This window comes from Pseudooceanicola profundi (assembly GCF_050897955.1).
Classification (GTDB): domain Bacteria; phylum Pseudomonadota; class Alphaproteobacteria; order Rhodobacterales; family Rhodobacteraceae; genus Pseudooceanicola.
Genome location: NZ_JBPAXZ010000006.1, coordinates 14,425 through 28,178, shown reverse-complemented (window position 1 = coordinate 28,178; position 13,754 = coordinate 14,425). Strand labels below are relative to the sequence as shown.

Genomic DNA, 13,754 nt, shown 5'->3' with positions numbered 1-13,754 from the left:
TTGCCCGAGGATGAATGTCAGGAGAGAGAGGTACATCCAAAATGCGGCATTGCAGAAACTCCAGGTGAACTATACAGTTCAGAAAATTGAACCGCCCCCCTTGCGCCGGGGCTGTAGAAACGCCACCTCAGCGCAAACTGGTTTAACGAAGACAACAGGACGGCGCCGATGCGTATTATCCCGATCCTCAGTGCACTGCTTGTTACCGCGGCGCTTTACGGAATTATCATCGAACGCGAGAGCCTGATGGCCTGGGCTTACGGCGAAGACCCCGCCACCGCCGAAGCACAGGAAAAGCCCAAGGTCGATGCCGCGGCGGACCGTGCCGCCAAACCCGCGCATGACCCGGTGCGCGTTATTACCCGCAACTCCACCGCCCGCGATATCGACAGTGCGGTGGTCCTGCGTGGCGAAACTGCCGCCATGCGCACGGTTGAACTGCGCGCGGAAACCTCCGGCGCGGTCATTTCGTCGCCGATCCGCAAAGGGTCCGAGATTGCCGAAGGCGACCTGCTGTGTGAAATCGACCCGGGCACCCGCGAAGACAGCCTTGCAGAGGCCGAGGCCAAGCTGGCCGAAGCCCGCGCCGCCGTCCCCTCCTCCGAGGCCCGCGTGATCGAAGCGCAGGCCATGCTGACAGAGGCGAAGATCAATCAGAACGCAGCCAGCAAACTGTCCCAGGGCGGTTTTGCGGCGGAAACCCGTGTGGCATCGGCAGATGCTGCTGTCAGCTCTGCCGAAGCGTCCGTTGCCCAGGCGGAAGGCGGGCTCAGCACAGCCCAGGCCGCCATCCGCTCTGCCGAGGCCGCCGTCGCCTCCGCAAACCGCGAGCTGGAGCGCACGCAGATCGCCGCACCCTTTGCCGGACTCCTGGACGAAGATGCCGCCGAACGCGGATCGCTGCTTCAGGCTGGCAGTCTCTGCGCCACGATCCTGCAGCTCGACCCGGTCAAACTTGTCGGGTTCATTCCGGAAACGCAGGTCTCCCGCGTTCAGGTTGGCGCCAATGCAATGGCCCGCCTTGCCGCGTCCGACCGCGAGGTGATGGGAAAGGTCACATTCCTCTCCCGCTCCGCCGACCCGCAGACCCGCACGTTCCGGGTGGAAATCGAAGTGCCGAACCCCGATCTGTCGATCCGCGACGGCCAGACCGCAGAGATTGCCATTGCCGCCCCCGGCACGCCGGCCCATCTGCTGCCGCAATCCGCGCTGACGCTGAATGACGATGGCGATCTGGGCATCCGGATTGTGGAAGCCGACAATCTCGCCGGTTTTGTCCCGGTCAAACTGCTGCGTGACACCCCCGAAGGGGTCTGGGTCACCGGCCTGCCCGACACCGCCCAGGTCATTGTGATCGGGCAGGATTACGTTATTCCCGGCGTCCCGGTGACGCCCACAGTGCAGGACAGTTCCGAATGACGGGTATAGTTGACTGGGCCGCGTCGCGCGCCCGAATGGTTCTCGCGTTTATTGCACTCTCGTTGATCGCCGGTGGATTTGCCTATGCCACCCTCCCCAAGGAGGGCGAGCCGGATATCGAGATCCCGGCGCTCTTCATCTCCGTCCCCTTCCCCGGCATCTCTGCCGCGGACAGTGAGACCCTGCTGATCAAGCCCATGGAGACAGAGCTGTCTGACCTCGACGGGTTGGACAAGATGACCTCCACCGCCGCCGAAGGCTATGCCGGCGTGGCGCTGGAATTCGAATTCGGCTGGGACAAGACCAAGATCATGGCCGATGTCCGCGACGCCATGTCCACGGCCGAGGGAAAATTCCCCGAGGGCGCCGAGAAATACACCATCAACGAGATCAACTTTTCCGAATTTCCGATCATCATCGTGAACCTGACGGGACAGGTTCCCGAACGCACAATGTCGCGCGTGATCAAAGACCTGCAGGAAGATGTTGAAGGTCTGGACGCAGTTCTTGAAGCCGGGATCGCCGGCAATCGCGACGAGATGATGGAAGTCGTCATCGACCCGCTCAAGCTCGAATCCTACAACATCACCGCGACCGAGCTGATCTCTGTCGTGCAGAACAACAACCAGCTGATCGCAGCAGGTGAGATCGACAGCGCCCAGGGCACCTTTGCCGTCAAGATCCCGGGCTCTTTCAGCGAACCGCAGGACATCTATTCGCTGCCCGTCAAACGCAACGGGGACCGTGTCGTCACGCTGGGCGACGTGGCCGACATCCGCCTGACATTCGAGGACCGCGAAGGGACTGCACGTTTCAACGGTGAAAAGACCACCGCCCTGCAGGTCGTCAAACGCAAGGGTTACAACCTGATCGACACCGCCGCCGAGGTGAAGAAAGTCGTCGAGGCATCGCAGAAATCCTGGCCGCCGGAGCTGAAAGCCGCGGTCGAGGTTGGCACGTCCAACGACCAGAGCCGCGTCGTCGGTTCCATGGTTTCCCAGCTTGAAGGCTCTGTGCTCACGGCCATCGCCCTGGTGATGATCGTCGTGCTGGCCGCACTGGGACCGCGTCCCGCCCTTCTGGTCGGGTTTTCCATCCCGACCTCCTTCCTGCTGTGCTTCGTGCTGCTGGGGCTGATGGGCATCTCTATCTCGAACATCGTGATGTTCGGGCTGATTCTCGCTGTGGGCATGCTGGTCGACGGCGCCATTGTCGTGGTCGAATATGCCGACAAACGGATCTCCGAAGGCTCCGGCCCGATGCATGCCTATGTCGAGGCCGCGCAGCGCATGTTCTGGCCGGTCATCTCCTCCACTGCTACAACCCTTTGTGCCTTTCTGCCGATGCTCTTCTGGCCCGGTGTGCCGGGCGAATTCATGGGCATGTTGCCGGTCACGCTGATCTTTGTTCTCTCCGCCTCTCTCGTCGTTGCGCTCGTCTACCTGCCGGTCATGGGCGGCGTCACCGGCCGCTTTTCCCGCACCCTGACCCGGGCCTCCGACGCGCTGCGCCGCAGCACGCCCTGGTGGCTGCGGGCCCTGCTGGTGCCTGTCTCGCTCTACGGTATCTTCCTCGGCGCGCTTGAGACGCTGAACCCCGGCTATATCTTTGGCGGCAACGCCCCGGTTGCAGGCGCTCTGGCGCTCCTCCCCGGCGCGGTGATCTTTGTGGTCTCTGCCTTCTTCGCCTCCATCACACTGTCGGCCGCCAAGATCACCTGGCGCCGCCCCCGCATCCGGGCCGGACACCGCCGCACCGGGTTCGGCTGGGTGATCAAGGCGCTGGTCGGCAACCCGATCATGCCGCTGGTGATCGTCGCCTGCGTGGTTGCCTTTGTCGGCGTCACATTCACCACCTATGGCGCGAACAACAAGGGAACCGAGTTTTTCGTCGAAAGCGAACCGGAACAGGCGATCGTCTATGTCCGCGCCCGAGGCAACCTCTCGCTTGACCAGAAGGACGAACTTGTCCGCGAGGTCGAGGATATCGTGCTGCAGCACCCCGGCGTCCTGAACGCCTTTGCCTTCGCCGGCGATGGCGGGCTCAACTCCAATACCGGCGGCGCCCAGCCTCCGCTCGATACGATCGGTCAGGTTCAGCTGGAAATCGTGCCCTGGGAAGACCGCGCCGATCAGCCCGAGCTCGACGGCGACATCGTGATTGCCGAACTGACCGAACAGATCCAGACCATCCCCGGCATCAAGGTCGAGATCATTGCGCCCAATATGGGCCCGGCCTCGGCCAAGCCCGTGCATCTGCGTCTGCGCGGCGATGATTTCGACACCCTGCAGGAGGCGACGCTCCTTGCCCGGGAACAGTTCGAACAGACCCCGGGCCTGCGCCTGATCGAGGATACGCTTCCCCTGCCCGGCATCGACTGGCAGATCAATGTCGATGTCGAAAAGGCCGGACGTTTCGGCGCCGATGTGGCCACGGTTGGCGCCATGGTTCAGCTGGTGACGCGCGGCATTCTGCTCGACACGATGCGGGTCGATACCTCTGACGAGGAAATCGACATCCGCGTCCGCCTGCCGGAAAAGGACCGCATGCTGTCCACCCTGGATACGCTCAAGGTGCGCACGACAGAGGGTCTGGTTCCGCTTGCCAATTTCGTAACCCGCGAACCGGTGGCCAAGCTCGCCAAGATCGACCGCGTCGATCAGAAGCGGTTCTACGACGTCAAGGCCGGCGTTGCGGCCGATCTGACGGTGCCGGTGACGCAGGACGACGGATCGGTCACCGAGGTCAAGGTGAACCCGAACGAGCGCATCGCCCAGATTACAAAATGGCTGGAAACCGACCCGCTCCCCACAGGCATCACCTGGGAATGGACCGGCGATCAGGCCGATCAGGAAGAAAGCTCCGCCTTCCTCGGCAAGGCCTTTGCCGGTGCGCTTGGCCTGATGTTCATCATCCTGCTGGCTCAGTTCAACAGCTTCTACAACTCGGTGCTGGTGCTGCTGGCCGTGATCCTGTCGACCACGGGCGTGCTGATCGGCATGCTGGTGATGGATCAAACCTTCTCGATCATCATGACGGGTACGGGGATCGTGGCGCTGGCCGGGATCGTGGTGAACAACAACATCGTTCTGATCGACACCTACCAGGAATATTCCCAGTACATGCCGCGGATCGAGGCGATCATCCGCACCGCAGAAGACCGTATCCGCCCCGTTCTGCTGACCACGATCACGACGATGGCAGGCCTTGCGCCCATGATGTTCGGCCTCAGCCTCGACTTCGTGAACGGCGGCTATACAATCGACAGCCCGACCGCTCTCTGGTGGAAACAGCTGGCAACGGCCGTGGTCTTTGGCCTGGGCGTGGCAACCGTGCTGACCCTGGTCATCACCCCGTCGCTGCTGGCGCTGCGTGTCTGGGCCGGCACCTACGTCACCTGGATCGCCCAGCTGCTCGCCCGGCTGTCCTTTGGTCGGGGCTCCCGTGCCGCGCAGGACTGGGCCCTGCGCCGCGCCGCGCGCCGCACCAAGGCGCCCGAGCTGATCTGGCCGGTCGAGGAAGAGGTTGCGCCGCAATCACGGTCGGGAACGCTGCGCGCCGCCGAATAGTGGCGCGCCCGCGGCTTACTCCGCCATCGGTCCGGGGCGTCGCCGCGCCGGCCATTCGCCCAAAATCATGCCCAGCAGGATCAGCGCCCCGCCAATGAAGGCGCTGACCGGCAGCCGCTCTCCGGCGATGCGCCCGATCAGCGCCGCCCAGACCGGCTCTCCGGTATAGATCAGGGTGGAGCGGGTGGCCGAGACCGACCGCTGCGCCCAGTTCATCGCCCATTGGATCACCGCGCTGGCCATCCCAAGGGCCAGGGCAAAACCGAGGATCCGCCAGTCCCAGCCCGGCACGCTCTCTCCCGTGATCCCCATGCAGGCGAAACTGGCGATGGAGGCAACAGCCAGCTGCACCACCGTCACCCGCGCCGCATCCACCCGATTGGCGAACCGCGAAATCAGGATCACCTCACCCGCGATAGCAAAAACCGACAGGATCGTCGCCATCTCGCCTTCGGAAAATGCGACCCCGCCCCCCTCTGGCCCGGCGATCAGGAACAGGCCCAGGGTCGCACATCCAACCCCGACCAAGGTCAACCGCCCCGGCGGCCGCCCCAGCACCAGCCATTGCAGCACTGGCACAAGCGGCACGTAAAGCGCCGTGATGAAGGCAGACTTGGAGGACGGGATGCTCTGCAACCCGATCGTCTGCAGCCCGTAACCCGCCGCAATCGCCAGCCCGATCCAGAGCCCGGCCTCCAGCTCCACCCGCTTCAGCCGCCGCATCCGCTTGCCCGCCAGCAGCCCGAGGATCACAGCGGCCAGCGCAAACCGCAGTCCAACAAAGAACAACGGCCCCGACCATGTCAGGGCCGTTTGTACAGCCAGGAAGGTGGCCCCCCATATAAAGGTGACCCCCGCCAGAACCAGCTCCGGTCGCATCAGAGCATCGCCATCCCGCCGTTCACATGCAGGGTGGAGCCGGTCACATACCCCGCCTCGGGCGAGGCCAGATACAGCACCGCCGCCGCGATCTCCTCCGGCGTGCCCATCCGGCCCGCGGGGATCTGAACGTTGATCTTCTCTTTCTGATCCTCGGTCAGCTTGTCGGTCATCGCCGTCGCAATGAACCCCGGCGCCACGCAATTGGCGGTAATCCCGCGCGACGCCACCTCATAGGCGATCGACTTGGTCATCCCCACCATCCCAGCCTTGGAGGCGGCATAGTTCACCTGCCCCGGATTGCCAGTCGCCCCGACGATCGAGGAAATATTCACGATCCGCCCCCAGCGGGCCTTCATCATCGGCCGCATCACCGCCCGGCACAGCCGCATCGTCGAGGTCAGGTTCACCTCGATCACCTTCGCCCAGTCCTCATCCGACATCCGCATGAAGATCTGATCCTTGGTGATCCCGGCGTTGTTGACCAGAATATCCAGCCCGCCCATGACCTCCACCGCCTGTTTCGGCAGCGCCTCTACGGCCTCCGCATCGCCCAGATTGCAGGGCAGAACATGTGCCCGCGATCCCAGCTCCCCCGCCAGCGCCTCCAGCGGCTCGACCCGCGTGCCAGACAGGCCCACCGTGGCGCCCGCGCCATGCAGGGCCATGGCAATCGCTCCGCCGATCCCACCCGAAGCGCCCGTCACCAGCGCCGTCTTACCCGTCAGATCAAACATCTTTCACTTTCCCTATCTGCATCGCAGCCATTCCGACCCCAGCTTTTTCTTGCCGGAAATATCCTGCGGGGGGTCCGGGGGGCGCAAAGCCCCCCGGCGGTTCCAAACTCTCAGCCCTTCAGGCTCTCTGCCGCGGCGGTCACATCCTCCGGCGCCCCGACGGCCCGGCAGGCGACCTCTTTGGCAATCCGACGCACCATCCCCGACAGCGCCTTGCCGGCGCCGATTTCCCAGATCTCCTCGACGCCGTTCCCTGCCATCCAGATAACGCTCTCACGCCAGCGCACCGATCCCGTCACCTGCTCCACCAGCAGGGTCCGGATCCGGTCCGGATCGCTCACCGGGCTTGCTTCGACATTGGCAATGACCGGAACACCCGGCGCGCTCAGCTCGACACGCGCCAGCGCCTCGCGCATCACCTCTGCCGCCGGCGCCATCAGCGCACAGTGAAACGGGGCCGACACCGGAAGCAGCATCGCGCGTTTGGCCCCTTTGGCCTTGGCAATCTCCACCGCCCGCTCCACAGCCGCCTTGTGGCCGGACACCACAACCTGGCTCGGGTCATTGTCATTGGCGGCCTGACAGACCTCGCCCTGGGCTGCCTCCTCCGCGACGGCGCGGGCGATTTCGAAATCCAACCCCAGAAGGGCCGCCATAGCCCCCTCGCCAACCGGCACGGCATCCTGCATCGCGGCACCGCGGGTCCGCAGCAACCGGGCCGCATCCGCCACGCTCAAGGCTCCGGCCGCCGCGAGGGCCGAATATTCCCCCAGCGAATGCCCCGCCACATAAGCCGCATCGGAGAGCGCCACACCTTCCGCCTCAAGCGCCCGCATGGCGGCCAGGGAGGTCGCCATCAGCGCTGGCTGGGCATTACGTGTCAGGGTCAGCTCTTCCTGCTCCCCCTCCCAGATCAACGCGCTCAGCCGCTCTCCCAAAGCGTCGTCGACTTCGTCAAACACGGCCTTTGCTGCCGGATAGGCCTCGGCAAGCGCCCGGCCCATGCCGATGGTCTGGGCCCCTTGTCCGGGAAATACGAATGCGCGGCTCATACCTGCCTCCCTTTTCGATCCCGGCGGGGATAGCCCGACTTCCCGCTCAAGGCAATGCCGCCGCGACCGCTCCCCCTGACCGGCACTGACAGACCGTCCCGCGCCAACCGGCCCAACGAAAAACCCCGGACCAAGAGGTCCGGGGCCAGTCATGTGAGGCGGACTTCGTTAACGGTCGCCTCTCTTATCCGAAATCTCAGGCCCGAAGCCCGCGTATCGGCTGTTGTTCAGAAGAATGTGCCCGGGGTTTAAGCGACCGCATCACCCCGATCAGGATGACCAGCCCGACACAGCCGGCCGCCACTTTCACCGCCACCGGTCCGGCCAGTACAGCGGCCAGACAAAGCCCCAGCAGGGCAAGAACGATCAACGACCTCACCGAGGGGATCTGCAGCGTCACCCGCCGCCGCTGATACGGCTCTTCATGATAGGAGATATAATTGCGCCCATAAGGCGACGCGCCATACGCATCGTTTTGTGCCATCTGCTCTGTCTCATCTTCGGCCCGGGGGACCGCCGCGCCCCTTTGTGGAGCGTCGAATTAATTTGCTAACAATCAGTTACCGCAGAATCGTTTCCATGTCGAAAACGATTGTTGCCGGATCGGCGCATTTCCGCCTTTGCATGTCTTTTGACCACAATACTCGCCCAAAAGATGTGCACCTCTTTCCCTTGCCCGCAAGGCCGATCCAGGCTAAGGGAACGCTTCCTTCCGCATATCGTATGAACCGCGCGGACTCTCGTGGATGGGCCGCGGAAGGAACAGGCCCTCCTATGAAACGCGCCCCGACAGAAGTGGAACACACATGCCGCTCTACGAGCATGTCTTTATTGCGCGCCAGGACCTGTCCAACGCGCAGGCCGAAGGCCTTATCGAACATTTTGGTGCCGTCCTGTCCGACAATGGCGGGAAACTCGTGGAACACGAGTACTGGGGCGTCAAGACGATGGCCTACAAGATCAACAAGAACCGCAAGGGCCACTACGCCTTCCTGCGCTCGGACGCCCCGGCCTCCGCAGTCCAGGAGATGGAGCGCCTGATGCGCCTGCATGACGACGTGATGCGCGTATTGACCATCAAGGTCGACGACCATGAGGAAGGCCCCTCCGTCCAGATGCAGAAACGTGACGAGCGCGACGACCGTCGTCGCGAGCGCCGCTGATCCATCGCCTGAGCAAAGGAGTATAACCCATGGCTACGAAACCGTTTTTCCGTCGTCGCAAGGTCTGCCCGTTCTCCGGTGAGAACGCGCCCAAGATCGACTACAAAGACACGAAACTGCTGCAGCGCTACGTATCCGAGCGCGGCAAGATCGTGCCCTCGCGCATCACCGCCGTCTCGGCCAAGAAGCAGCGTGAACTGGCCCGCGCCATCAAACGCGCCCGCTTCCTCGCCCTGCTGCCCTACGCCGTGAAGTAAGGAGACAGACCGATGGAAGTCATTCTTCTCGAACGCGTCGCCAAGCTTGGCCAGATGGGTGACGTTGTCACCGTGAAGCCCGGCTACGCCCGCAACTACCTGCTGCTTCAGGGCAAGGCCCTGACCGCCTCGCAGGAGAACATCGCCCGGTTCGAAGCGCAGAAAGCCCAGCTGGAAGCCACCAACCTGGAGACCAAGAAAGAAGCCGAAGCCCTGGCCGCGCGCCTGGACGGCGAAACCTTTGTCGTGATTCGCTCCGCCTCCGACGGCGGCAACCTCTACGGCTCCGTCACCCCCCGCGACGTCGCGAACGTCACGACCGAGGGCGGCTACACCGTCGAGCGCAAGCAGGTCATCATCCCGCTGCCGATCAAGGAACTTGGTCTGCACAAGGTGGATATCTACCTGCACCCCGAGGTTGAGGTTCAGATCACCCTGAACGTCGCCCGGTCGCCCGAAGAAGCCGAACTGCAGGCCTCCGGCAAATCCATCCAGGATCTGGCTGCCGAAGAAGAAGCGGCTGCGGAATTCGAAATCGCAGAGCTGTTCGACGATATCGGGGCTGCCGCCTCTGACGATGACGACGCCCCTGCGCCGTCTGCCGAGGCCGATAGCGACGAAAACGCCTGATTCCGGTCCGGTTCACCGAACCGCACCGACAAATCCCGAAAGCCGCGTGGTCATCCACGCGGCTTTTTCCGTTTTAGGACCGGCGCATCAAAGCAGGATCAGCAGGCCCACGGCCGAGAATGGCCGGGACAGGCCCTAAGCTTGCCGGACGGGAAGGATGTCAGATGACGGGTAGAGAGGCTGAAACGAGCCCCTACTCTGCCGCGACGCGTAGATGCCCCTTGGGCAGGAAGTTCCGCAGCAGCGGGAACCGCTGGACGATCTTGGGAATAACGTCATCCCGCACCGCCCCGTCCGCATCGAACCCGGTCAGCCCCTCCGTACCGTTCGGAACCAGCCTGAGGTAGTAGGGCATGAGATCGTTGTACACAAAGCTCGGGAATTGCCGCCCGATCTTGCGCGGAGAGACGCGGTACGGGCTGAGACGGGCCGCGACATCGGAGACCGAGGTCAGGCCAATGCTCGTGTAAGGCATATCCCGGTTGTAAAACTTGGGCGTCTTGTCATCGCCGTCAAAGACCATTGAAAGCCCACGCGACAGCGACAGGAAGAAGTGGGTGACATCGTCCGGCAGCTGCTTGCGAAGGCACATCGTCTCTTTCCGAACGCGCCAGATGAAATCCGTCGAAACCGCCTGCCCCACATCAAGGGCTGTCTGCGCCACCTCTGTGCCCGGCGGCAGGATCGCCCGATTGTGCCGGATGAACTGCCGGAATTCAGGCGAGGGTTTCCGCGGAATGACCTCCGCACGGTCGCCGAATGTGTCGCCAATCAGCTGGGTCACCTTCGCCATCTGCAACGCCGGAAGATCGTGCGAGGTCAGAACGGCCAAGCGAAAATCCTTGTTTTCCTGCGCCTCAAGCGAGGGAACAGTTATATCCTTGAGTTGATTGAACAGCGATTCCAGCACGTCAGGCTGAAACAGCTCTTCTTTCGGCAGTCCACCAGAAGACGCACGTTCCGATCCGCTGTCATAAGCGAAACGTATCTGAACGATCGGGGTGACGGACATAGATTCCTGCTGCTTTTTCTGCCTTTTGCAAAATCATGACAGAAATCATCGCGCACGACTAGTTACCTTAGCGTAAACATTCGTGAATACGTGGTTTTGCAGTCACTTGGCAGAAAATCCGGCTGCTTCGCGGAAATTCATCCCGACCCCGCAGGGAATGCCATCCCAGGCAGAAACGTTGCGAAGATGCCCTTCTCCCCCCGTCGCAACACGATAAGAAAAACGCCCCCGCAGGACCTCGCGGAGGCGTTTGCAACACATGTAAGGCCGCAGCCCTGAAAGCGTCGCTTATTCGTCTTCCAGCGCTTCGACGGCTTTCTGAAGCTCTTCCTTGGTGACCTCTTTCTCGGTCACTTCGGCGCCTTCAAAGACATGATCGACAACCTTGTCCTCGAAAATCGGCGCCCGCAGCTGCTGCTGCATCTGCTGGTTCTGCTGAACGAATTCAAAGAACTGACGCTCCTGCCCCGGGTACTGACGTGCCTGGTTCATGATCGCCTGGGTCATCTCTGCATCGGTCACCTCGACCTCTGCTTTCTGGCCCAGCTCGGCCAGCAGCAGACCCAGACGCACACGGCGTTCGGCCAGCTTGGTATGCTCATCGGTCGTGGCGATCTCACCATGGTCATGGCCATGATCATCCGGGTTTTCTTCGTGATAGAGCTGATGCGCGATCTGCTTGGCCTCGGCCTCAACCAGCGACGGCGGCAGGTCGAAAGAGACCAGCCCGTCCAACGCGTCTAGCAGGCCCCGCTTCATCACAGCGCGTGCAGCGCCGGCATATTCGGTTTCCAGACGCTCGGCGACCTGCGCCTTCAGCGCGGCCAGATCCTCGGCGCCGTATTTCTTGGCCAGCTCGTCGTCGATCTCGGCCGCCTTGGGGGCCTTGACCTCTTTCACAGTGCAATCGAACACGGCAGCTTTGCCCGCCAGATGTTCCGCGCCGTATTCCTCAGGGAAGGAGACCTCGACCGCCTTCTCTTCGCCGGCTTTCACGCCCACCAGCTGCTCTTCGAAGCCGGGGATGAACTGGCCGGAGCCCAGCACCAGCGGATAATCCTCGGCAGAGCCGCCGTCGAACGCCTCGCCATCGACCTTGCCGACGAAATCGAACACAACCTGATCGCCGTCTTCCGCAGCACCGTCCTTGGTGTCGAAATCCTGCGCGCTTTCGGCCAGGTTCTTCAGCGCCTCGTCAACCGCCTCGTCTTCGGCTTTCACGACCAGCTTCTCCAGCTTGACGGCCGAAAGGTCGATCTCAGGGATTGCCGGCAGAGCTTCGTAATTCATGTTGACGACGACATCGTCGCCCTCTTTCCAGCCTTCGCCATCGACCATCTCGACCGAGGGCTGCATTGCGGGCTTGTCGCCGGATTTTTCGAAATGGTCAGACATGGCGCCGTCGACGGCTTCCTGCATGGCCTCGCCCAGGATCCGGGGGCCGAACTGCTTTTTCAGCAGCGCCATGGGCACCTTGCCCTTCCGAAAGCCCTTCAGTTCCACTTCGGGCTGCGCTTCGGCGAGTTTCTCGTTCACCTTGGCGTCCAGTTCGGCCGCCGATACGGTGATCTGGTAGCCGCGCTTGAGGCCGTCGTTCAGGGTCTCCGTGACCTGCATCGCTTGTTGTCCTTCCATAACATCCAAGGGCCATCCGCCGAGCGGGGCCAAATCAGGCGCCCTTCTATGCACGAAACGGCTTGTGCGCAAGGCGGATCGCCGGGAAAGCGGGCCGCCATGCCAGTTTTTGCGCCCCCCCCGCGACAGGACCAGCGCGCCACCCGCGCCGGCCCAGCCGCAGAGACCGCGCCAGCCTTGCCGGCTATTTCGCATCCGGCAGGTTCAGACGCGCGTGATGATCCACAATATCGGAAAACACGCGGCTGTTTTTGACCCGCGGCAGGGACCGCATGACATTGTAGTATTTCTTCAGCTTGCGGCGCTTGCGGGCACTGTAGTGGAACGCCGTCATATCCAGACTGTTCTTCTGAACGATATCGGTCACCAGCTTGCCCAGTATGCCCATCCCCGCCAGATGAAGACCCATCATGTGCTGAACATAGGGCACGTTCAGAATCTTCAGATTATGCTCGGGCAGCCGCGCAACATGCAGCCAGTCCGGCGCGAACAGGCGATCGACGACGACATAGACCTGGCGCGCCTGCGCGCATCCGTTTGCGGCATCGGTTTCCGGTCCCTCCCAGCTGACGGAGCGCGCATCGGGATATCTGTCGTCCCACGGTGCCAGGGCCTCGTTCAGGGTGGACTGCGGGTTCAGCGCCAGAACGGTGTCCGCGCCCAGCTCTCCGGCATAGGCCAGCGCCGCATAGCCCCCCATCGAACCGCCATAGGTGATGATCCGGTCGAACCGCCCCAGAAATCCCGTCTCGCGGAGGTTGGTAAAGGCTTCGGACAGATCGGGGCGGCGATACCAGTCCGATGCCTTGTACTTGATCGCGATATGCGACAGTTCGCGCTTGCGGAAAAACCGCGTCCCCCAACCGGGCTGAAACCCGTCCATGTTCTTGGGCGGATCGCCGGAGGCGTCGAACAGCACAACCAGAGGCGAACCATTCCGGAAATCGTAGGCTTCCAGGAAATAATTGTCTGTTGCGATAAAGATGTTTTCGGAATCGACCCGGCTGATCGCCATCAGACAATGCCTCCGTCCGACCGCCTGGCCTTGGCACCCGTGATCTGGGGAAAATACATAAACAACTCCCTGTTTCGGCGGGACCTGCACTTGCCCGCAGCATCGACCGTCGGCAGCCTTGGGACGGTGCCGGACCGCCGGTTCTTCATGCGCCCCGGATCTGTTCCCGCCGCGCATAGACCGCGCCGCAGTCCGACAGACCCGGCAGGCAAACACCGGATGGTGCGGGTGAAGGGACTCGAACCCCCACGCCAAAGGCGCCAGAACCTAAATCTGGTGCGTCTACCAATTCCGCCACACCCGCAACGACGCGCTGGATAGCAAATGCCTGTCCCGGAGGCGAGAGGGAAAAACGCCGCCAGATTCAGTGCCGTTAAAGGAAAATC

12 protein-coding genes and 1 tRNA gene are annotated in these 13,754 nt (G+C 62.7%); 5 read left to right on the top strand and 8 right to left on the bottom strand.

What is annotated here, in order from left to right:
- Window positions 1-168: 168 nt before the first annotated feature.
- Entirely contained in the window at window positions 169-1,419 is a 1,251-nt protein-coding gene (locus ACRARG_RS20045) for an efflux RND transporter periplasmic adaptor subunit (RefSeq protein ID WP_432691802.1), read from the top strand.
- Window positions 1,416-4,988, top strand: coding sequence for an efflux RND transporter permease subunit (locus ACRARG_RS20040; RefSeq protein ID WP_432691801.1), 3,573 nt, complete (start codon window positions 1,416-1,418; stop codon window positions 4,986-4,988). The genes ACRARG_RS20045 and ACRARG_RS20040 overlap by 4 nt, the downstream gene beginning before the upstream one ends.
- Before the next feature lie 15 nt (window positions 4,989-5,003).
- Here ACRARG_RS20040 and ACRARG_RS20035 read toward each other — a convergent pair whose 3' ends face one another.
- The 4 genes from ACRARG_RS20035 to ACRARG_RS20020 form a co-directional block, all read right to left on the bottom strand.
- Window positions 5,004-5,867: a DMT family transporter gene (locus tag ACRARG_RS20035; protein ID WP_432691800.1), complete on the bottom strand. Its 864-nt coding sequence runs from the start codon at window positions 5,865-5,867 to the stop codon at window positions 5,004-5,006.
- A complete protein-coding gene (fabG, locus tag ACRARG_RS20030) occupies window positions 5,867-6,604 on the bottom strand; it encodes a 3-oxoacyl-[acyl-carrier-protein] reductase (protein WP_432691799.1) in 738 nt (245 codons plus the stop codon). Before fabG ends, ACRARG_RS20035 begins: the two co-directional genes overlap by 1 nt.
- 110 nt (window positions 6,605-6,714) lie before the next feature.
- Complete coding sequence (gene fabD, locus ACRARG_RS20025) at window positions 6,715-7,656, bottom strand: ACP S-malonyltransferase (RefSeq protein ID WP_432691798.1); 942 nt, start codon at window positions 7,654-7,656, stop codon at window positions 6,715-6,717.
- A 196-nt stretch (window positions 7,657-7,852) separates the two neighbouring features.
- Window positions 7,853-8,140, bottom strand: coding sequence for a hypothetical protein (locus ACRARG_RS20020; protein ID WP_432691797.1), 288 nt, complete (start codon window positions 8,138-8,140; stop codon window positions 7,853-7,855).
- A gap of 322 nt (window positions 8,141-8,462) precedes the next feature.
- On the opposite strand from ACRARG_RS20020, the gene rpsF reads away from it, so the two are divergent.
- The 3 genes from rpsF to rplI are packed head-to-tail and all read left to right on the top strand — an operon-like array spanning window position 8,463 to window position 9,706.
- Window positions 8,463-8,819 carry a 30S ribosomal protein S6 gene (rpsF, locus tag ACRARG_RS20015; RefSeq protein ID WP_432691796.1) on the top strand — a complete coding sequence of 119 codons (357 nt, stop codon included), beginning with the start codon at window positions 8,463-8,465 and terminating at the stop codon, window positions 8,817-8,819.
- Window positions 8,820-8,848: 29 nt separating this feature from the next.
- Window positions 8,849-9,076 carry a 30S ribosomal protein S18 gene (gene rpsR, locus ACRARG_RS20010; RefSeq protein WP_432691795.1) on the top strand — a complete coding sequence of 76 codons (228 nt, stop codon included), beginning with the start codon at window positions 8,849-8,851 and terminating at the stop codon, window positions 9,074-9,076.
- A gap of 12 nt (window positions 9,077-9,088) precedes the next feature.
- Window positions 9,089-9,706 (top strand): 50S ribosomal protein L9, encoded by a 618-nt coding sequence (gene rplI / locus ACRARG_RS20005; protein ID WP_432691794.1) that lies wholly within the window; start codon window positions 9,089-9,091, stop codon window positions 9,704-9,706.
- A gap of 193 nt (window positions 9,707-9,899) precedes the next feature.
- On the opposite strand, the gene ACRARG_RS20000 is transcribed toward rplI, so the two are convergent.
- From ACRARG_RS20000 to ACRARG_RS19985, 4 genes are all read right to left on the bottom strand, one after another.
- Window positions 9,900-10,718: a glycosyltransferase gene (locus ACRARG_RS20000; RefSeq protein WP_432691793.1), complete on the bottom strand. Its 819-nt coding sequence runs from the start codon at window positions 10,716-10,718 to the stop codon at window positions 9,900-9,902.
- Window positions 10,719-11,006: 288 nt separating this feature from the next.
- Complete coding sequence (gene tig / locus ACRARG_RS19995) at window positions 11,007-12,335, bottom strand: trigger factor (protein WP_432691792.1); 1,329 nt, start codon at window positions 12,333-12,335, stop codon at window positions 11,007-11,009.
- 202 nt (window positions 12,336-12,537) lie between these two features.
- Window positions 12,538-13,368 (bottom strand): hypothetical protein, encoded by an 831-nt coding sequence (locus tag ACRARG_RS19990; RefSeq protein ID WP_432691791.1) that lies wholly within the window; start codon window positions 13,366-13,368, stop codon window positions 12,538-12,540.
- Window positions 13,369-13,588: 220 nt separating this feature from the next.
- Window positions 13,589-13,672 (bottom strand) — tRNA-Leu (locus tag ACRARG_RS19985).
- Between the last annotated feature and the right edge of the window lie 82 nt (window positions 13,673-13,754).